Genomic DNA, 19,886 nt, shown 5'->3' with positions numbered 1-19,886 from the left:
GTTAGTGTTTATCTTTCTCAGAGTTAACAGACTGTGTAGAAGTTGACTCAGTTGCACCATGCGATTTCTCAGCAAGTTGCTCTGGTTTTTTAAAGCTTTCGTCTGTTTCGTCGTCGGCTTTTTCATCTTTTACTGAGTTACGAAACCCTTTGATAGCAGCGCCAAGATCATTGCCTATGCTGCCTAGACGTTTCGTGCCAAACAATAACACCACGATGACTAAGACAATTAATAATTGCCAAATACTGATACCCATGTTGCACTCCTCATCGATGCTAAAACTATGTTATGCGCTGGCTAAGCCAAGAGGGCTTTAATTACAAAGAAGGCGGCGAACAGCCCCAGTGTGGTAGAAAGCCAAGTGTTCCCTTGATTGAGCGTTATACTAGCACTAATCACGCTGGCTGCAGCAAGAATAGCGTTAATTATTTGCCGTTTGCTTTGTTGTTGCTGCAGTTGCAGTTGTTGTAGTTGCAATAACAAGGCTTGCTGTTGTTGTGGGCCTTGCTGCAAATAGCGATGAAATAATTCCGGCATTTGCGGCATCTTTTCAGCCCAAAACGGCAGGTTCTCTTTTACCTGGCGCCAAATAGCGGGTAAACCGACTTGTTGTTTTACCCAATTTTCTAAAAAGGGTTTCGCTGTTTTCCACAGATCCAGCTGCGGATAGAGCTGGCGACCCAGCCCTTCGATATAAAGCAAGGTTTTTTGTAAAAGTACCAGTTGCGGCTGTACCTGCATTTCAAAGCGTCGCGCGGTATTAAATAAATTGAGCAGGACTTGGCCAAAGGAAATTTCGGCCAACGGTTTTTGAAAGATAGGTTCACACACGGTACGGATTGCGCTTTCAAACTCTTCTACTTTGGTATGAGCCGGTACCCAGCCCGAATCCAGATGAAGCTGTGCCACTTTGCGATAATCACGGTTAAAAAAGGCGACAAAGTTTTCAGCTAAATAGCGTTTATCTTCAGCATTTAAGGTGCCCACGATGCCACAGTCGATGCCGATGTACAGTGGGTTCTCGGGGTGTTCACGCGAGACAAAGATATTACCCGGATGCATATCGGCGTGAAAAAAACTGTCGCGAAACACCTGCGTAAAAAACACTTCTACACCGCGTTTGGCCAGCAATTCCATGTCGGTGCCTTGTGCTTGCAGCGCCGGAATATCCGATACTGGAATACCATAAATACGTTCCATCACCATGACATTGTTGCGACAGTGATCAGCGTAAACCAAAGGAATATACAGCGAATCTGAGCCTTCGAAATTACGTTTTAATTGAATGGCATTGGCGGCTTCACGTTGTAAATCTAATTCATCTAAAATGGTTTTGCGGTATTCCGCGACGACTTCGCGTGGTCGCAAACGTTTGCCGTCAGGTAAAAACCGTGCTGCAATTTGCGCTAAGCTATCCATTAGCGCTAAATCAGCCAAAATTTGTTTACGAATACCGGGGCGGATCACTTTGATTACAACGTCTGCGATACGGCCATCGTCTTGGCGCAATTGCGCGGTATGCACTTGGGCAATCGAGGCTGAGGCTAAAGGTGTCACATCAAAATCGGCAAATAAATCACTGATGTGGTTTAACCCTAGTGCTTGCTCGATCAGTTGCTGTGCTTCCTCTCCAGGAAAGGGCGCCACTTTATCCTGCAAAATACTTAATTCATCCACCAAGGCGGCGGGAAGCAGGTCACGGCGAGTTGAGAGCATTTGGCCAAATTTAATCCACACCGGCCCTAAACTTTGCAAGGCTAAACGCAATCTGGCGCCCACGGCGTGTTCTGGATAACGATTACGTAACCAAAAGGCACAACGACGGAATAAACGCGCGTACCAAGGTTGCCAGTGTTTTGGCAGTAGTTCGTCCAGACCGTATTGCAGCATAGTTTTTTGGATCTGGTAAAAACGACTTATCCGCACCTAAAGCTCCTGGTATTGTTTTAACTGGCGACGTAACATTTCTAATCGTGCCTGTAGCTCGCTAAGTTCTTGGGTAAATTGATCTGCTTCTAAACGGGTTGGGCTGAGCCGCAGTTCATCTTGAACCAACTCCAGTTGTAATTGACTGAGTAATTTTACTTTTTCTTGCAAATAGGCTTGTAACTGGCTCAAGGTAATACTGATTTTATGTGCTGCGGCATCACCGATATAGCCCGATAAAGTGTGCTGCCAATCGGGATTTAATTGCTGTAAAAAATAAGAAAATTGCTGGGCAACTTGTAAATCACCATCAATGTCTAGAGCATCACTTTTAATCAATTTAGTGAGCTGGCTGGGATCACGCAGCTGGCGTAAGGTCGCTAAATTTGTGGAGATTTTACAATCAGTAGCCTCGTTATGCATATTAATCAGTAACGAGTCATGACTGGCGCTGACCACTAAGGTTAAGTTTAAGTCGCGTAAACAAAAAGACAGCTGCTTGCCTTGCAGACGCTGTAAAGCAGGCTTACAAGCAGGATCCATCGCAATTAACTTACGGCTGAGTTTTTCAGCAATGGCACAAAGTAATTGCGGTAGTAAGGGTAACATTAGAATTTATACCCGCGGTGTAACGCTACAATACCGCCGGTTAAGTTTTCGTAGGTGACTTCGGCAAAGCCCGCAGCGCTCATCATGGCTTTTAAGGTGTCTTGGTCAGGGTGCATACGGATAGATTCTGCCAGATACTGATAGCTTTCTTTATCATTCGCAATTAATTGCCCCATAAAGGGCAATAAGCGGAACGAATATAAGTCGTAGGCCTTACTTAACCATTCATGGCTAGGCTTAGAGAACTCCAGTACCAATAAGCGCCCCCCCGGCTTTAATACGCGAAAGATGGAACGTAAGGCGGCGTCTTTGTCGGTGACATTGCGTAAACCAAAGCCGATAGAAACGATATCGAAGCTGTTATCGGCAAAGGGCAGGGCTTCTGCATTCGCTTGCACATATTCAATATTATTGACCAAGCCCAAATCACGTAATTTATCACGGCCAACATTGAGCATCGATTCATTGATATCGGCTAATACTACCTTGCCAGTGGTGCCGACGCGTTTTGAGAAAAGTGCGGTAATGTCACCTGTTCCTCCGGCTAGATCAAGGACCTGCTGGCCAGGACGCACACCACTACAATCAATGGTAAAGCGTTTCCACAACCGATGAATGCCCAGTGACATGACATCATTCATAATATCGTACTTGGCAGCTACCGAATGAAACACATCCGCAACCATGGCAACCTTTTGTTCTGCCGGTACCGATTTAAAGCCAAAATGTGTCGTGTTGTTGTTGGAATCGCTCATAACAGTGCCTGATTTAAATACTAGACTGTTAGTGTAAAAGATTACTGCAGCCGAGCCAACAGGCGTAACTGCAGAACAGGGGAAAATTCGGTAGTCAAGTCAACGACTGCCGTAAACGGCAACTTAGGCAAATGCTAGCATGCTTTCACTGGCAACTTGATTACGCCCACGCTGTTTAGCGAGCAGCATGATGCTGTCAGTACGTGCTAAGAACTGATACCAGTTTTCTGATGATTGATACAGGGCGACACCAAGAGAAATGGTGATTTTAGGCAAACTCTTTTTGTCTTTTGCAGAAATAAAACGGAGTTTTTCTACGCCTTTACGCACTTGTTCGGCAATTTCATTAGCAGTGCGTAAATCAACATCGGGTAGTAATAACAAGAATTGTTCGCCACCAGAACGAACAGGTAGGCCGCTTTCTTGCACATAACTGCGCACTTTAGTTGCCACTTTAGACAATATTATGTCGCCAATAAGATGACCATAATCCCGATTAAAGCGGCTGAAATGGTCTAAGTCGACCGCGATAGCCGCAATTTGTCGATCAGGCTGTTCACTAAGCCATAAATCAACTTGGCTTTGCATCGCTACGCGGTTATACAAGCCGGTTAAGGGGTCTTGTAAACGCTGTTGCTTGATTTGCTCAAGTTCATTGCGTAGTTGGTGGCTTTGTTGATTGGCACTTACCAGCTGTTGATTTAGCTGTTGCTGTTGTTTGCGGTAAGTCAGGGTAACTTGTTTTAACTCTGCTAATGCCGGTGGCATTGGCATGGCATCTTGTTCAAGTTTAAACACGGTATGATCAAGCTGATCAATAAAATCTTCAGTGGCTTCAGCCGCTAAGTCGGTATAACCAGACAGGCGCGTGACCATACCAGAAACATCTTGCAGTAACTGCTCTTGTTGTTGTTGTTCGGGAAGCAAATGACGGTTGTATAACTCCGCCATAATAAAATCATCAAAGCGGGCTTTTGCAGCCAGTTTTTCTTCAATTGCTTGGCACAACGCGTTGTTGTTACCACTGATATACTCATACCCAACCGTGTAGTTTGTCGGATGAGCCGCCAGCTGGTTATGTTTCAGAAAAGCAACGACTTGAGCGGCTTTATCCGTGGCTTGCTGCATCGTATCTTTATACTTCATAGCACGACTTAGAGCTCCGTTAACGGTAAGCTGTTAATTTACAAAACCATAGTACGTGATATAACGTCAGTGGCAACAGGTTTTATGGATAATTTGTTATATTCAGTGAATAAATCCCAAAGTTGATACGGAATTTAAAATTCCATTACTTAATTCTCACGATAGACATCAGTAATACTGCGTTTCGTAGGGCTGCTATCTGAGAATAAAGCCGCTACAATCAAGAATGAGCGATTAAAACAGGGTGTGTTTATGCTAATGACAATAAAAAGAGTGGCAGGCGTATTAACCGCATTAGCCTTGCTGAGTGGTTGTGCTTCAAAAGCGCCCGCACCAGCAGCCTTAAGTTTTGAAGAGGTGGCAAATACCATTTGGTTGGCGGAAAGAGCTCTTCAAACTGCCGCACCAGGGCAGTTAATGGATATGTCTGCTGAAGCCATGAGCTTGCGGCAAAATCAGCGTTTAGCATTACAGCAACGTTTATTGGCGATTGACAGCTCGCAGTTAACTGAACAAGAGCAAATTGACCATGCCATTTTGGCCTATCGTTTAGCTGATGAAATTGACCAGTATCGTTTTAATGCCCATCTGATGCCGCTGACATCTGAATCCGGTTTTCATACTGCTTTAGCGTTTAGCTTGCAGCGTACTGCCATCAAAGACATTAACGATATCGAGCAGTACTTACAGAAGTTAGCAGCGGTACCCCAGTATATGTCGCAGCAAATTAGCTGGATGCGTCAAGGTTTAAGCCAGGGTATTACTCAACCTAAGGCCGTGCTGGCGGGATACGAGCAAAGTATTAGCTCTTATATTGTGACAAATATAGAACAAAGCGTATTTTTTCAGCCTTTATTGCAAAAGCCGGCGGCTGTAACCGATATGCAATGGCAGCAGTATCAACAACAAGCCAAAAATGTGATCAGATCAGAAGTGAATACGGCTTTTCAAGCGTTTTATCAGTTTATGATTGATGAGTATCTGCCTGGGGCGCGGGATGATATTGCCGCAAGCAACTTGCCCGATGGTAAGGCGTTTTATCAAAATCGTTTAGAGCATTACACAACGTTAAAATTAACACCTGAACAGGTGCATGCTACCGGTGTGGCTGAAGTAAAACGTATTCGAGCTGAAATGCAGCAAGTGATTAATAGCTTGGGATTTGACGGCAGTTTTGCTGACTTTGTTCAGTTTTTACGCACCGATCCACAATTTTATCCGCAATCAGCAGACGAACTGCTGCGTTACGCCGCGTATTTGTCAAAACGCGCCGATGCGCAATTACCGCGTTTTTTCAAGCTATTGCCGCGGACACCTTATGGTGTGGTAGAAGTCCCTGCTGAAATTGCTCCTAAATACACAACCGGTCGTTATTCGGGAGCAACCCGTGATGATCAAGCGGGTTTTTACTGGGTTAATACCTATGCGTTAAATCGGCGGCCATTATATGAAATGGAAGCGTTAACGCTGCATGAAGCGGTGCCGGGCCATCATTTACAAATTTCCTTGGCCAGAGAGCAAACAACACTGGCTGATTATCGTCGTACTTTTTACACCTCAGCTTTTGGTGAAGGTTGGGGCTTATACGCGGAGTACTTAGGTATTGAGATGGGTTTTTATCAGGATCCCTACAGTAACTTTGGCCGCTTAACTTATGAAATGTGGCGCGCCGCCAGATTAGTTGTGGATACCGGTATGCACAGTTTAGGTTGGAGTCGGCAACAGGCTATCGATTTCTTAGCACAAAATACCGCACTGTCGTTACATAATGTGCAAACCGAGATTGACCGTTACATCAGTTGGCCAGGGCAGGCTCTGTCGTATAAGTTGGGTGAGCTAACCATTAAACGTTTGCGACAAGAGGCCGAGCAGAAACTTGCTGAGCGTTTTGATATTCGAGAGTTTCATCAGGTGGTATTAGGTAATGGCAGTGTGCCATTAGCGGTGTTAGAGCAACAAGTTCGGCGTTATATTGCTCAAAAACTGGCTACAGAGTAGATAAATCAGTCTAAATAAGTATGCCGGCAAGTGCCGGCATACTTATTTTAAACCTGAAGCGAAGCTGTAATAAGCAGCAGGCAAACAAATTTAATGACGTAAGACAATATTGGGTGCGGTATCTATTTCACCATGATGATCAATGGCTGCCAGCTTGCCATCAAAATCAAGCACCGCAATTTTTCCAAATGCCATATTCCTAACAAACTGTAATTGGTAACCATACCGCTGCAGTTCAGAAACAGCAAATTTCTGAGCTAAGCTAAGTTGTTGCCAAAAATAATCAATGTCCCTATTAATCCGGCGCCTTTCTTGTGACTGAGTTGCAAACATACTGGGCTCCAAGATGGTTAAGATCGATTAATCTGCACTGCATTACTGTAAATCAAGTAATGATTGCCACTGTTCTTTAGATAACGGCATGACAGATAAACGATTTCCTCGTTGGGTTAACGAGTGATTTTTCATCATAACTGAGCTTTTGATTTTGTCCAACCTGACCACTTGCGAGAATCGTGTCAAATATCGCAAATCCACGGCGGTCCATCGCGGTTGCTCAGTTGTTGCTGTTTTATCATAGTATGGGCTGTCAGTTTGAAACTGACTGGGATCAGCGTAAGCCGCCCGGACAACTTCTACTATTCCTGCCAAACCTATAACGCGGCAACTGGAATGATAGATCAGCACTTGGTCGCCAATTTTTACGGCATCTCGTAAAAAGTTACGTGCCTGATAATTGCGCACACCCTCCCAAACAATAGCTTGTTCTGGCGCATTAGCAAAGTCATCAATGCTACATTCGGCCGGTTCTGTTTTAAATATCCAATAGTTCATTTTGCCAGTCTCCATGAATTACGGCAGAATAACAGGACTTTTTATCATGGAACAGGCCGGAATATGAGTCAGGTATTAGCAAATCTATTGTCTTTACTGAAGCTAGAAAGCATTGAGTTAGGGTTATATCGTGGCCAAAGTCAAGATTTAGGCTTCAAAGCGGTGTTTGGTGGCCAAGTGATGGGGCAGGCATTATCTGCGGCGAAAGAAACCTTACCTGAAGAGCGCAAAATCCATTCGTTTCACTCTTATTTTTTAAGACCCGGTGATGCCAGCAAACCGATTGTCTATGAAGTAGAAAACATCCGCGATGGTAAGAGTTTTAGCACCAGACGGATCAGCGCTATTCAATTTGGCAAACCCATTTTTTATATGACCGCGTCGTTTCAAACCGGTGAAGTGGGTTTTGAGCATCAAATTGCCATGCCCGAAGTACCGGCACCGGAAGAATTAGTTTCTGATTTAGACTTTTATCAGCAACATGCGGCACAAATTCCAGAGAAGTTACGCAGTAAATTTATCTGCGAAAAACCGATTGAAATGCGACCTGTCGATTTTCAAAACCCTTTTTCGCCACAAGTGAGTGCCGCTAAGCGTTTTGTTTGGTTTAAAGCTAATGGCAATATGCCGGATGATTTACGCGTGCATAAATATCTCTTAGCTTATGCCTCTGACTTTAATTTTTTACCCACGGCACTGCAACCGCATGGTCGCTCATTTTTAGCGCCAAACATGCAAGTGGCCACGATTGATCATGCCATGTGGTTTCACCATGATTTCCGCTTTGATGACTGGTTGTTATATGCAGTAGATAGCCCTGCGGCATCAGGCGGCCGTGGTTTGGTGCACGGCCACTTCTTTACGCGTGAGGGCCGCCTTGTAGCAACCACCATTCAACAGGGCGTTATTCGCGAGTATGCCAGTGCTGATTAAGCCCGACATTCTTTCGGCATAATGCTATTAATACTTTGCAGTACGTCACTGCGAAGCAGCACATTCACGGTTTGAGATAGGGTGCTAAGCTCTGCCGTGGCACATACTCGGTTGTCTTGATCCAACTGAGTATAGCCTGCCTGTTTTAGTGCCTGACTTAACGTGGCAAATAAATTTTTATCGTAGTATTCCGGCGCATTAATACCGTGTAGTGTTAGCAAGCGTTGCGCCAACTGATGGCTTTGCTGCTCTAAATCTGCACGATCTAATGGGCCATGCGCGCGCAATAAATTAAAGACCACAGCATAACGCTGTAAAGTATGCTCGGCATTATGTGCGAGCAGCTCCAGCATCACATATTCGCGACTGTGTTGAGAGGGCGCACGATAATACTCATCATCTAACCGGACTAAACCCTGATGCGTAAGTTGTTGCAAGATGGTTTTTACGTAGTTGCCTACCGAGGGCACATACAAAAATAATTCCTGGCGTAGCAAACTATACAATTGTTCGGCAATACGAATTAGCTGGCTTTGGCTCGTTTGTTGTTGATGTAAAACGGCTGAGGCTAAGATGGCTGGGATAATAAATAAATGCAGAATATTATTGCGATAATAGCTCATCAATACGGTATTAGCTGGCGTTAAGCTGATGACATCACCGAAACTATCCCGACTGACTTGGATTTTTTTCATCTGCAGGGCATGATCAATCATGTCTGTGGCAGACATATGCGGCAGTGTCACCAAGCTATGATAAGGGGCACCTTGTTGTAGTTGCAGGTAGCAGTCAAGTTGCTGGATCAGCTCTTGCCGACTAATGGCTTGTTTATCGCTGGCTAATAGCGCCAGTGACAGCAAATTAATGCTATTCAATGCCGCGGCCTGATTGATATGTCGCATAATTTGCTCAGACAATTTAGCCACCAGCGGGTTCAGCCACTGCGGTTTAGGCGCTTCAAGAGAATTAATCTCGCTTTTCCAATCCGGTATTTGCTGCGTTAAATACTGATTGAGTGAAATGGGTTCACCAAAATTAACATAGCCAAAGCCATAATCGCGTAAATTTCGGATCGCCTTAAGTACACCACCAATCGATTCCTTTTTCTTGCCAGAGCCCTGCAATTCACTGAGGTAAGTGTTTACTTCCATGACATGCTCATAACCCAGATAAACCGGCACTAAAGTAACGGGGCGATCGATGCCACGCAGCATTGATTGTACGGTCATCGCCAGCATGCCGGTTTTAGGGTTTAATAAACGTCCCGTGCGACTCCGGCCACCTTCGGTGTAGTACTTCACCGCATAACCTTTAATAAACAGCAAGCTTAAATATTCGCGAAAAACGGTTGAATACAACTTATTGCCACTAAAACTGCGTCGAATAAAAAATGCCCCGCCACGACGAAAAATCGTGCCTGCAGGCCAGAAATTTAAGTTAATGCCTGCGGCGATATGCGGTGGCACTAACCCCTGATGATAAATAATATAACTGAGTAGCAAGTAATCCATATGACTTCGATGGCAAGGTACATAAACAATTTCATGTCCTTTTTGCGCCAGATCGCGCAAAGTGTCGACATTATTGACCTTAATGCCAGCATAAAGCTTTTGCCATAACCATGTCAGAATACGATCACCAAAACGTAAAGTTGACGTGCGGTAATCGGCTGCAATCTCTTGCAGTAATTTGCGAGCTTCTTGTCGCGCTGCGGCGTAATCTCCATTGCGGTTAGCCGCTTCATCGGCGATGGCTTTTTTAACCGCAGGCGTGGCTAATAGCGCATTAAATAACTGACTGCGGTTCATCAGTTTTGGCCCTGTTGCTGCCAGTCTCTGTCGATAAAAGTGGATCCGTGACATGCGCAGCAGTTTTCTGGCAGTGCTGGCTTCAGCGCCAAATTGTCCAGCCATTTGTTGTAGATCTACTGGTTTACTTAAGCGCACCAGCGTGTGTCGACCTGAGATAAATACAATCAGTAACTTAGCTAACCAGTTAGGTGAATGTGCTTCCCCCAGTAACCATTTAATACTGTCTTCCTTACCTGGTGCACGGCCCCATAAGATCGAGATCGGCATCAGCTGTGCCTGTAATTTGGGGTTGGCTAAATGAGCCGCGAGTAATGTTTGTCCTTGCTTTAATGCACGGGTATCGCTGCGGCCACCAATGATTTGGTGAGGTTTTTCGAGAAATAAGATGCGTGATAATTTCTGCCCCCGCAGTTCGACATGGCTAAGCGGATCGGGCAAGGCTAGTTGCTGGCAAACGCGACGCAGCGTGGCGACATCACTGGCTGATTCGGTGTGGCATATATAAAATAATGGCCGTTCTTTATTAACTCCCAGTTGTTGTAGGGGGTTATCAGGAACGATTTTGAATTTAACGAGTAGGCGAATAGGCCATTTTAATAATAAAGTCAGTAACGACAAGCTTGAGAACATAATGATACCGAGCAAACTGAACAGTGCTAAGAATACCACAGCTGCGTAAGCTGGCAAATTCAGCTGCAGAACAACGCTTGGCATTTCGAAAAAGGCTGTATATACTGACAGTACTTACTGTATAGGTAGCCAGCATTATGAGACCATTAACGCCTCGTCAGGCCGAAATTCTGCAATTAATCAAAGATTACCAACAAGAAACCGGAATGCCACCCACGCGTGCCGAGATTGCGCTGCGTTTAGGTTTTAAATCTGCCAATGCAGCGGAAGAACATCTCAAAGCCTTAGCTAAAAAGGGGGTACTGGAAATGATGCCCGGTACCTCGCGAGGCATTCGTTTATTGGAAGACGATTCCGTTCCCGAGCAATTGGGTTTGCCTTTGGTGGGTAAAGTTGCCGCTGGCCAACCTATCTTAGCCGCTGAGCATGTACAAAATCATTATCAAATTGATGCGCATTTATTTAAACCCCATGCTGACTTTTTACTTCGGGTACAAGGTATGAGTATGCAAGATATCGGCATCCTCGATGGCGATCTGTTAGCCGTGCATAAAACCACTCAAGCAGAACATGGCCAAGTGATTGTCGCCCGTGTCGATGATGAAGTAACGGTAAAGCGTTTCCAGCGGCAAGGACATGAAGTTTTATTGCTTCCTGAAAATCCAGATTTTGAGGTGATTAAAATCGATTTACGTGAACAGCAATTTGCCGTTGAAGGCCTTGCTGTAGGTGTGATCCGTAACGGCAGTTGGCTATAAAATAGTCGCTGTTCAACAAGTTAATTTATAATTGCACTGGTATGACCTCTTGGTTTTATCGGTGCTTTTGCATTTTAGGGGTTTACATAACGCTCATACTGGACAATTCTTAAGCGGTAACTGTTCAAAAAATAATTAAAGTTAACAGTTGCTGGTTTCAGCGCTTGCTTCGAAATCACAAAAAATAATAAAAATAAGAAATTGCGAAACTTATCACATAGATTCGGTCAGGATGGGTTTACATAAAAGCCGTGTAGTTCTGTGTTCTTGGTTTCTGCAGTTTGCAATGCAAATGACAGAGGAGAAGTACAGTGACAAACACGCGTTGTCTGGTTTGGTCGCTGCCGACCCTATTTTTTGCCGCATCGGCAAATGCATCAACATCTATGCCTTTGAATATGACCAAAGGCGCTACGGAGATCAGTCAGCAGGTTTATCAACTGCATATGACCATCTTCTGGATTTGTTGTGCTATCGGTGCAGTGGTGTTTGGGATTATGTTTGTATCCATGATCCTTCACCGCAAAGCAAGAGGGGTGCAGCCGGCTTCATTTCATGAAAGTACCAAGGTTGAAATTCTGTGGACGACCATTCCGGTCGTTATTCTTGTTGTGATGGCATTTCCCGCCACGACCACCCTATTGGCGATGGATGACACCTCTGCTGCCGATGTGACCGTGCAAATTACCGGTTCGCAGTGGAAATGGCATTATAAATACCTTGAACACGATGTTGAGTACTTTTCATTATTAGCGACACCCAGAGAGCAAGTGGCCAATAAACTGGCCAAGGGTGAAAACTATCTATTAGAGGTCGATCGGCCCTTAGTGATTCCTGTTGGGAAAAAAATTCGCTTCTTAATGACCTCAGATGATGTGATTCACTCGTGGTGGGTACCTGCATTTGCCATTAAAAAAGATGCGAACCCTGGCTTTATTAACGAAGCATGGACTCGGGTAGACGAGCCTGGCACTTATCGTGGGCAATGTACTGAGTTATGCGGTAAAGACCATGGCTTTATGCCAATCGTGGTGATCGCCAAAAGCGAAGAAGATTATTTAGCGTGGATCCAGCAAGAAGAAACGCGGATCGCCGGTGAAAAAGCCGCCGAACAAGAATTACTTGCCATGAATATGAGCATGGCAGAGTTAATGAGTACCGGTGAAAAAATCTATCAAGGTTGGTGCGTCGCCTGTCATCAGGCTACTGGTATGGGGTTACCTGGTATTTTCCCTGCGTTAAAAGGCAGCGAGTTAATCCTTAACGATCGCAACGGCCATATTAATGTGTTGGTTAATGGTCGCCCGGGTACCGCGATGCAGGCATTTGGTAAGCAACTCAGCTTAAAAGAATTAGCAGCGGTTATCACCTATACCCGTAATGCTTTTGATAATAATACCGGTGATACCGTGCAGGCTGCCGATGTGTTCGCTGTCCAGCAAGGCAAGGGAGAATAACCGATGTCAGCAATTACTACTGAACATGATGATCATGCGCATGATCATAAACCTAGCGGCATAAAACGCTGGTTGTTTACCACGAACCACAAAGATATCGGCAGCATGTACCTTATTTTCGCTTTGGTGATGTTTTTCCTTGGCGGCAGTATGGCAATGGTTATTCGTTTGGAGTTATTCCAGCCGGGTATGCAATTTGTCGAACCTCACTTCTTTAACCAAATGACCACAGTGCATGGCTTAATTATGGTATTTGGCGCGGTAATGCCGGCCTTTACCGGTTTAGCTAATTGGATGATCCCAATGATGATTGGTGCGCCAGATATGGCGTTACCACGGATGAATAACTGGAGTTTTTGGATCTTACCTTTTGCGTTCTTGATCCTTTTACTTAGTTTATTTATGCCAGGCGGTGGCCCCAGTTTTGGCTGGACGTTCTATGCCCCGTTATCGACAACCTACAGCGGTGACAGTACGGCGCTGTTTGTGTTTTCGGTGCATATCATGGGTATTTCTTCCATTATGGGGGCAATTAACGTGATCGTCACCATTTGGAATTTACGTGCTCCTGGTATGACATGGATGAAAATGCCATTGTTTGTCTGGACGTGGTTTATCACAGCGTTTTTACTGATTATGGTTATGCCTGTATTAGCAGGTGCCGTGACCATGGTGTTGACGGATAAATTTTTTGGTACCAGTTTCTTTGATGCTGCCGGTGGCGGTGATCCCGTGCTGTTTCAGCATATTTTCTGGTTCTTTGGTCACCCCGAAGTGTACATCATGATTTTGCCAGCCTTTGGCATTATCTCCGCCATTATTCCAACTTTCGCCCGTAAACCGTTGTTTGGTTATGCCTCTATGGTGTATGCCACCGCCAGTATCGCTATCTTGTCGTTCTTGGTTTGGGCCCACCATATGTTTACCACGGGGATGCCGGTGTTTGCGACCTTGTTCTTTATGTATTGCACTATGTTAATTGCGGTACCTACCGGGGTAAAAGTGTTTAACTGGGTGGCCACAATGTGGCGAGGGGCCATGACGTTTGAAGTGCCGATGATGTTTGCCTTAGCCTTTATTGTGCTGTTTACCATCGGTGGCTTCTCGGGCTTGATGTTGGCGATAACGCCAGCTGACTTCCAGTACCATGATACCTATTTCGTGGTAGCACACTTTCACTATGTGTTAGTAACAGGCGCAGTGTTTTCGATTATTGCGGCGGCTTATTACTGGTTGCCTAAATGGACCGGCTACATGTATGACGAGCGTCTTGGCCAGTTGCATTTTTGGTGTTCTTTGATTTCTGTAAACATGTTGTTTTTCCCAATGCACTTCGTTGGTTTAGCGGGTATGCCACGCCGTATCCCTGACTATGCCCTGCAATTTGCTGACTTTAATGCTTTTATCAGTATCGGTGGCTTCCTGTTTGGCCTGTCGCAACTGATCTTTGTGTGGGTGTTGGTTAAATGTGCGCGCGGCGGTGTGCCCGCTACTGCGCAGGTTTGGGAAGGTGCTGAAGGTCTAGAGTGGGAAGTGCCGTCACCTGCGCCTTATCACACCTTTGAAACACCACCCGTAATTAAGTAGCGGAGGGCTTATGCAGCTGCATCGTACGCTGGTCAGTAAATTACTACTGGTTGTGTTACTGATGTTTGGCTTCGGTTTTGCCTTAGTACCTTTATATGACGTGTTTTGTGATATTACCGGTATTAATGGCAAACCCTCGGCAACGCCAGCCACTGTGCTGGCGAATAATATCGACACTAGCCGCGAAGTGACCATTGAGTTTTTGGCGCGACCAAACAAAGACATGCCGTGGATTTTTAAACCCGAGATCCGCCGTTTGACGGTGCATCCAGGTGAAATTTACGTGATGAACTATATCGCAGAAAACCCCACCAGCCGCATGATTGTAGGCCAGGCGGTGCCATCGGTTTCGCCAGGCCAAGCTGCACTCTACTTACACAAGATTGAATGTTTTTGTTTCACCCAACAGCAACTGGCGGGCGGCAATAATATGCTGATGCCTGTGCAGTTTTATGTCGATCCGGCGCTACCGGCGCAGTTCAGCACGATTACATTGAACTACACCCTGTATGACGTGACTGCCAGTTGGCAGCCGGACACTGCTACAGCAAAAAGTGGGGAATAATAATGAATAAGACCTATGAAAAATATTATGTACCGGCACAAAGCCCTTGGCCAATAGTCGGTGCGGTAGCGATGTTTTGTATTGCCTTTGGTGCTGGGCATTACGTGATTGATGTCAGTAAGCAACAAAGTGGTTTTGGCGGTTGGTTATTGCTTGCCGGTTTTGCCATCCTCATTTTTATGTTGGTAGGTTGGTTTAGAAATGTCATCGATGAATCTATGGCCGGTTTATACAGTGCGCAAATGGATCGGTCTTTCCGACAAGGTATGATTTGGTTCATTGTGTCTGAAGTGATGTTCTTTATGGCCTTTTTTGGTGCCTTGTTTTATGGCCGGGTGATTGCGATGGAATGGCTCGGTGGTGCCAGTAACAATGCGATGACTTTTGCTATTTTATGGCCCGATTTTCAGCCGTCATGGCCACTACTAAAAACGCCCGGTGGTATTGAAACACAAGCGATGCCAGCATGGGGTTTACCGACCATTAATACGGCGCTCTTAGTGATTTCGTCTGTCACATTGCATTTTGCGCATGTGGGGTTAGAAAAAAGAAAAGCGTGGCCAATTAAAGTTGTTTTTGTTGCTGACGTTGCTCTTAGGCGCAGTGTTTTTGTGTTTACAAGGCTATGAGTATATTCATGCTTATCGTGATCTTGGCTTACGCTTAGACTCTGGCTTTTACGGTAACACTTTCTTTTTGTTAACCGGTTTTCACGGCTTACATGTCACGCTGGGTGCAATCATTCTACTGTTTATTTTTTTTAGAGTGTTAAAAGGGCACTTCACGCCAGAAAAGCATTTCGCTTTTAAAGCCGGTGCCCTGTATTGGCATTTTGTTGATGTGGTTTGGTTATGTTTATTTGTCTTTGTCTACATCATTTAAACGGCTTTAATAAGGGCGGGCATTAGGTGCAATCAGTCCGGTCGCCATCGCGATAATAATTAAGGCGAGGGCGATCGCTGAAAACAACACCCGTTTACCAAGATAGTGAGACAAGCTGTGGCTGGATTCGGTTTGACGCATAACGCTAAAACCGGCTTTTACCAGATTAACCACGATATAGATCAGCAATAGAACGATGGCTATTTTTATTATCATTTCATCTCCGGAGTTTGACTGATGCAGTTTAAGTTGTTCGGTCACTTATTTAACGTTAATCGGCTGTGGTGCTTTATTACTCTGGCCGCTTTTTTAATATTAATCAAGCTGTCGTATTGGCAATGGCAACGTGCCGCAGAAAAAACCGAGCAATTACAACAGTTGGCCGTATTGCAGCAGCAAGGTGCTATCTCTGCGTCGCAACTGTTTAACTTGGTCAGTGCCGAGGCCGATGGTGTGTTAGTAGAAGATGCTGGCCGTTGGTTAGCCCCTTACGTGTGGTTATTAGATAATAAAATTGTCGAAGGCCGCGTCGGTTACGATGTGTTAATACCGGTGCAATTTCAAGCAACGGCACCCGTGTTACTCGTTAATTTAGGTTGGGTTGCCGCGCCAAGCAGTCGTCAAAGTTTACCTGAAATAACCATCCCTGCTGAAGTCAGTGTATCGGGTCTAGTGAGAACAAAATTAGGTGGCGTGCTGCTTGGGCAAAACCTTGAAGGCAATTCTTACCCGATGCGTATGCAACAAGTCGATATCACTGCTTTACAACAACAACTGCCGGTACCGCTTTATGCGGCCGTTATTTATCAGCAAGCGCCCTCTCGTTTTATTCCGCACTATAAAGCCGTGGTGTTACCGCCCGAAAAACATCGCGGTTATGCCGTGCAGTGGTTAGGTTTAGCCATCGCGGTATTAGGTGTTGCGCTTGCAGCTAGTTTGCAATTGGAGAAAAAACATGAATAAAAACAAATTTCTGCTGTTGTTTATCCTCTGCTGTGCTCTGCCATTGGCCTTGGCTAAGCTGGTGTTAGAGCTCGGTTGGTTTTCACCTGGTTCGAGCAGTCAGGGGGCTTGGTTGGAACAAGAGATCTATTTACTCGATGATGCCAGTGCACGCCAAGATCATTGGCGTATTGCAGTGGTTGCTGCAGCGTGTGATCAAAAGTCCTGCCAGCAAGCTTTATACACCGTAAAGCAACTGTATACCGGATTAGGTCGCAAGCAAAACCAAGTGCAAACGGTGTATGTTGGCCAGCAATTACCGGCTGACTATGCCAATTTTCCGCAGTCAGATGTAACCAATGCGGCAACGGCGGCATTACAAAACCAAATTGTGTTAGTTGATCAACGCGGCCTGGTGTTATTGCGTTATCCGATGCCAGAGCAAGCAGAACAAATGGCGGTTACGGCTAAATCGATCCGCAGCGATTTAATGAAGTTGATGAATTACGACAGGACCAGCGTATGACATTACATAAAAAATTGGTCACTTTGACCCTATGCTGGACCATGTTCGTGATCATTTTGGGCGCTTACACCCGTTTAACGGACGCCGGTTTAGGCTGTCCAGATTGGCCAGGTTGTTATGGTTTTTTGAAGGTGCCGGCCCATCCAGAAAAAGTGTTAATAGCTGCTGAGCGTTTTCCCGAGCGCCCCTTAGAAACGCATAAAGCGTGGAATGAAATGGTGCATCGCTATTTGGCCGGTACTTTAGGTCTGCTGATTGCCGCACTCTTTATCAGTAGTGTTTGGCAACAACGGCGTTTAACTATTATTCCCACGGCGTTAATTATCTTAGTGTGTTTTCAGGCCTTGCTCGGTGCACTAACGGTTACGATGGGCCTATTTCCATTGGTAGTGATGGCACACTTACTGTTTGGTTTTGGCATTTTTTGCTTATTGGCTTTATATTGGCTTAAGGTGCATCCTCATTGGCTTAGTCGAGAGCCTCAATTGCTTCGTCTAAAACCTCTCGCCATCTTGGCGGCTATTGTGGTGTTGATGCAAATTGCTCTAGGCGGCTGGACTGCAGCAAATTATGCGGCTTTGGCCTGTTTAGATTTACCCCTGTGTGAAACGGGATGGTCAAATCGTTTAGCTTTTGCAGAGGCCTTCGATTTACATCTTGGTCATGGTGATTACGAATATGGCGTGATGTCGCAAGATGCTCGTGCCACCATCCATGTATTACACCGCATTGGTGCGCTTATTACTTTTAGCGTGGTGGCCTTTTATGCGTGGCGTTTATTCAAGAATGCCCAATCTTTGCTAATGCAGCGCTTAGCACTGGCCATTGGCGCGACCTTGTTACTGCAATTTACCTTGGGCGTGCTCAATATTGTGCTACACCTACCTTTAGCAAATGCAGTTGCACACAACTTTGTCGGTGCCAGTTTGCTGATGTTCGTTGTGGTATCGGTCTATCAAATTAATCAGCAACAAGGCAGGGAGAGATAATATGGCAACCTTATTATTATCAGGGATGCACAGCCGGCTGTGGCGCGACTATTTAGAGCTTACTAAACCTAAGGTTGTCGCTTTGTTAGTGTTAACCGCTTGGGTGGGAATGGTGTTGGCGACAGATCAATGGATTTCCTTTGGTTTGTTGTTTTCAGCGACGGTGGGGATCGGTTTATTGTCGGCTGCCGCCGCAGCGTTAAACCATGTAGTTGATCAGCGCATTGATGCACAAATGGCTCGTACCCACAGTCGGCCAGTGGCTCGTGGTCGGGTTAGCAGCAAACAAGCGGTGATTTTTGCTTGCAGCTTAGCCTTAGCGGGCTTTGTTTTGCTGTACTTTGCAGTAAACCCGCTGACAGCATGGTTAACCTTACTCAGTTTGTTTGGGTATGCAGTGGTCTATACCATGTTTTTAAAACGGGCCACCCCGCAAAACATCGTGATTGGTGGTTTAGCGGGCGCCATGCCCCCTTTATTAGGTTGGGCTGCTGTTACCGGTGATATTCATGGTCATGCTCTGCTCTTAGTGATGATCATCTTTGCTTGGACACCGCCGCATTTTTGGGCGCTGGCTATCCACCGTCGCGATGATTATGCCAAAGTGAATATGCCCATGTTGCCAGTAACGCATGGCATTGAATATACAAAAAGTGCCATTCTGTTATATACCCTAATACTATGCATTGTGTGTCTCTTACCTTATATTGTCGGCATGACCGGCGCTATTTACTTAGTGGCCAGTACGTTACTGAATTTACGGTTTTTGCAGTACGCGTGGAAACTGAAATTCTTTGCAGAGGCCAGCACAGCGATGGCCACCTTTAAGTTTTCCATTGTGCATTTAATGTTGCTATTTTTGGTGTTAGTGGTCGATCATTATTTTAAGGTATTAACGCTTTATGTTTCGTAGTATTAGTTATTTATTATTGACCGTAGGGGCATTGGTCGCCGGTGTGCTAACATTTTTGATGTTACAACAACCCGCAGCGCCGAAGCAGGCATTGGTGTATCCTCAGGCGCGAAATTTAGCCGAGTTTAGCTTAACCGATCAACATGGTCAGACCGTTGGTCGACAAGATCTGTATGGGCAATGGACGCTCGCTTTTGTTGGCTACACCTTTTGCCCAGATATTTGCCCGCTGACCTTAGCTAAGCTTGCGGGTGTGCAGCCCGAATTAGCGAAAATGCTCAACGAGCCATTGAAAATCTGGTTTATTTCGGTGGATCCACAGCGTGATACACCTAAGCAAATTAACGAGTACGTCAATTATTTTCAGCAACCGGCATTGTTAGGTGTTACGGCAGGACACGATCAGCTGTTTCCGTTTGTTCGAAATATTGGTTTGATGTACGCCATGAGCAGTAATGCTGAAGGCAATTATCTGGTTGATCATAGTGCTTCGGTAGTGCTATTGAATCCACAAGGACAAGTGGTAGCTATGTTTAAACCCGAGATGGTGGTTGGGCAGCCGCCGGTGATTGATCCCGAACAGCTGCTTGCCGATTTCCCGTTGGTGTTAGCGCTACTTAAATAA

At 45.4% G+C, this 19,886-nt stretch carries 20 protein-coding genes and 1 pseudogene; 12 read left to right on the top strand and 9 right to left on the bottom strand.

Features of this window, described 5'->3' with window-relative positions; all coding sequences use genetic code 11:
- Window position 1: 1 nt before the first annotated feature.
- The 5 genes from tatA to ACUJFK_RS00395 form a co-directional block, all read right to left on the bottom strand.
- Entirely contained in the window at window positions 2-256 is a 255-nt protein-coding gene (tatA, locus tag ACUJFK_RS00415) for a twin-arginine translocase TatA/TatE family subunit (protein ID WP_226751352.1), read from the bottom strand.
- Window positions 257-297: 41 nt separating this feature from the next.
- Complete coding sequence (gene ubiB, locus ACUJFK_RS00410; RefSeq protein ID WP_445425724.1) at window positions 298-1,926, bottom strand: ubiquinone biosynthesis regulatory protein kinase UbiB; 1,629 nt, start codon at window positions 1,924-1,926, stop codon at window positions 298-300.
- On the bottom strand, window positions 1,927-2,535 hold the full coding sequence (locus ACUJFK_RS00405) for a ubiquinone biosynthesis accessory factor UbiJ (RefSeq protein WP_445425723.1): 609 nt from the start codon (window positions 2,533-2,535) through the stop codon (window positions 1,927-1,929). It lies immediately after the preceding gene.
- Complete coding sequence (ubiE, locus tag ACUJFK_RS00400; RefSeq protein WP_226751349.1) at window positions 2,535-3,290, bottom strand: bifunctional demethylmenaquinone methyltransferase/2-methoxy-6-polyprenyl-1,4-benzoquinol methylase UbiE; 756 nt, start codon at window positions 3,288-3,290, stop codon at window positions 2,535-2,537. Before ubiE ends, ACUJFK_RS00405 begins: the two co-directional genes overlap by 1 nt.
- Before the next feature lie 123 nt (window positions 3,291-3,413).
- Entirely contained in the window at window positions 3,414-4,436 is a 1,023-nt protein-coding gene (locus ACUJFK_RS00395; RefSeq protein WP_226751348.1) for a GGDEF domain-containing protein, read from the bottom strand.
- 258 nt (window positions 4,437-4,694) lie between these two features.
- On the opposite strand from ACUJFK_RS00395, the gene ACUJFK_RS00390 reads away from it, so the two are divergent.
- The gene (locus ACUJFK_RS00390; RefSeq protein ID WP_445425722.1) at window positions 4,695-6,434 is read left to right on the top strand and encodes a DUF885 domain-containing protein; all 1,740 of its coding nucleotides are present in this window, start codon (window positions 4,695-4,697) and stop codon (window positions 6,432-6,434) included.
- Window positions 6,435-6,524: 90 nt separating this feature from the next.
- Here ACUJFK_RS00390 and ACUJFK_RS00385 read toward each other — a convergent pair whose 3' ends face one another.
- Window positions 6,525-6,767 (bottom strand): hypothetical protein, encoded by a 243-nt coding sequence (locus tag ACUJFK_RS00385; RefSeq protein ID WP_226751347.1) that lies wholly within the window; start codon window positions 6,765-6,767, stop codon window positions 6,525-6,527.
- 42 nt (window positions 6,768-6,809) lie between these two features.
- Complete coding sequence (locus ACUJFK_RS00380; protein ID WP_226751346.1) at window positions 6,810-7,268, bottom strand: EVE domain-containing protein; 459 nt, start codon at window positions 7,266-7,268, stop codon at window positions 6,810-6,812.
- Between the two features lie 63 nt (window positions 7,269-7,331).
- Between ACUJFK_RS00380 and tesB the strand changes: the two genes are divergently transcribed.
- Window positions 7,332-8,201: an acyl-CoA thioesterase II gene (gene tesB / locus ACUJFK_RS00375; protein WP_229586042.1), complete on the top strand. Its 870-nt coding sequence runs from the start codon at window positions 7,332-7,334 to the stop codon at window positions 8,199-8,201.
- On the opposite strand, the gene plsB is transcribed toward tesB, so the two are convergent.
- Window positions 8,198-10,699, bottom strand: coding sequence for a glycerol-3-phosphate 1-O-acyltransferase PlsB (plsB, locus tag ACUJFK_RS00370; protein WP_445425721.1), 2,502 nt, complete (start codon window positions 10,697-10,699; stop codon window positions 8,198-8,200). The two genes, tesB and plsB, sit on opposite strands and share 4 nt — an antisense overlap.
- Before the next feature lie 80 nt (window positions 10,700-10,779).
- Between plsB and lexA the strand changes: the two genes are divergently transcribed.
- The 5 genes and pseudogenes from lexA to ACUJFK_RS00345 all read left to right on the top strand — a co-directional run bounded on the left by lexA (window position 10,780) and on the right by ACUJFK_RS00345 (window position 15,891).
- The gene (gene lexA, locus ACUJFK_RS00365; RefSeq protein WP_445425720.1) at window positions 10,780-11,400 is read left to right on the top strand and encodes a transcriptional repressor LexA; all 621 of its coding nucleotides are present in this window, start codon (window positions 10,780-10,782) and stop codon (window positions 11,398-11,400) included.
- Window positions 11,401-11,786: 386 nt separating this feature from the next.
- Complete coding sequence (gene coxB / locus ACUJFK_RS00360) at window positions 11,787-12,857, top strand: cytochrome c oxidase subunit II (protein ID WP_445426747.1); 1,071 nt, start codon at window positions 11,787-11,789, stop codon at window positions 12,855-12,857.
- A 3-nt stretch (window positions 12,858-12,860) separates the two neighbouring features.
- Window positions 12,861-14,444 (top strand): cytochrome c oxidase subunit I, encoded by a 1,584-nt coding sequence (ctaD, locus tag ACUJFK_RS00355; protein WP_226751342.1) that lies wholly within the window; start codon window positions 12,861-12,863, stop codon window positions 14,442-14,444.
- 10 nt (window positions 14,445-14,454) lie between these two features.
- A complete protein-coding gene (locus ACUJFK_RS00350; RefSeq protein WP_306178584.1) occupies window positions 14,455-15,009 on the top strand; it encodes a cytochrome c oxidase assembly protein in 555 nt (184 codons plus the stop codon).
- 2 nt (window positions 15,010-15,011) lie between these two features.
- Window positions 15,012-15,891, top strand: a pseudogene (locus tag ACUJFK_RS00345) (cytochrome c oxidase subunit 3).
- Window positions 15,892-15,897: 6 nt separating this feature from the next.
- Here ACUJFK_RS00345 and ACUJFK_RS00340 read toward each other — a convergent pair.
- On the bottom strand, window positions 15,898-16,107 hold the full coding sequence (locus ACUJFK_RS00340) for a DUF2909 domain-containing protein (RefSeq protein ID WP_226751339.1): 210 nt from the start codon (window positions 16,105-16,107) through the stop codon (window positions 15,898-15,900).
- Between the two features lie 21 nt (window positions 16,108-16,128).
- Between ACUJFK_RS00340 and ACUJFK_RS00335 the strand changes: the two genes are divergently transcribed.
- The 5 genes from ACUJFK_RS00335 to ACUJFK_RS00315 are packed head-to-tail and all read left to right on the top strand — an operon-like array spanning window position 16,129 to window position 19,886.
- A complete protein-coding gene (locus ACUJFK_RS00335) occupies window positions 16,129-16,854 on the top strand; it encodes an SURF1 family protein (RefSeq protein WP_445425719.1) in 726 nt (241 codons plus the stop codon).
- Window positions 16,847-17,359 (top strand): hypothetical protein, encoded by a 513-nt coding sequence (locus tag ACUJFK_RS00330; RefSeq protein ID WP_226751337.1) that lies wholly within the window; start codon window positions 16,847-16,849, stop codon window positions 17,357-17,359. Before ACUJFK_RS00335 ends, ACUJFK_RS00330 begins: the two co-directional genes overlap by 8 nt.
- Window positions 17,356-18,348, top strand: coding sequence for a COX15/CtaA family protein (locus ACUJFK_RS00325; RefSeq protein WP_226751336.1), 993 nt, complete (start codon window positions 17,356-17,358; stop codon window positions 18,346-18,348). Before ACUJFK_RS00330 ends, ACUJFK_RS00325 begins: the two co-directional genes overlap by 4 nt.
- A gap of 1 nt (window position 18,349) precedes the next feature.
- Window positions 18,350-19,261 (top strand): heme o synthase, encoded by a 912-nt coding sequence (gene cyoE / locus ACUJFK_RS00320; protein ID WP_226751335.1) that lies wholly within the window; start codon window positions 18,350-18,352, stop codon window positions 19,259-19,261.
- The gene (locus ACUJFK_RS00315; protein WP_445425718.1) at window positions 19,251-19,886 is read left to right on the top strand and encodes an SCO family protein; all 636 of its coding nucleotides are present in this window, start codon (window positions 19,251-19,253) and stop codon (window positions 19,884-19,886) included. The genes cyoE and ACUJFK_RS00315 overlap by 11 nt, the downstream gene beginning before the upstream one ends.

This window comes from Alishewanella sp. HL-SH06, assembly GCF_052656265.1.
This window is presented reverse-complemented; position numbering and strand designations above follow the sequence as displayed.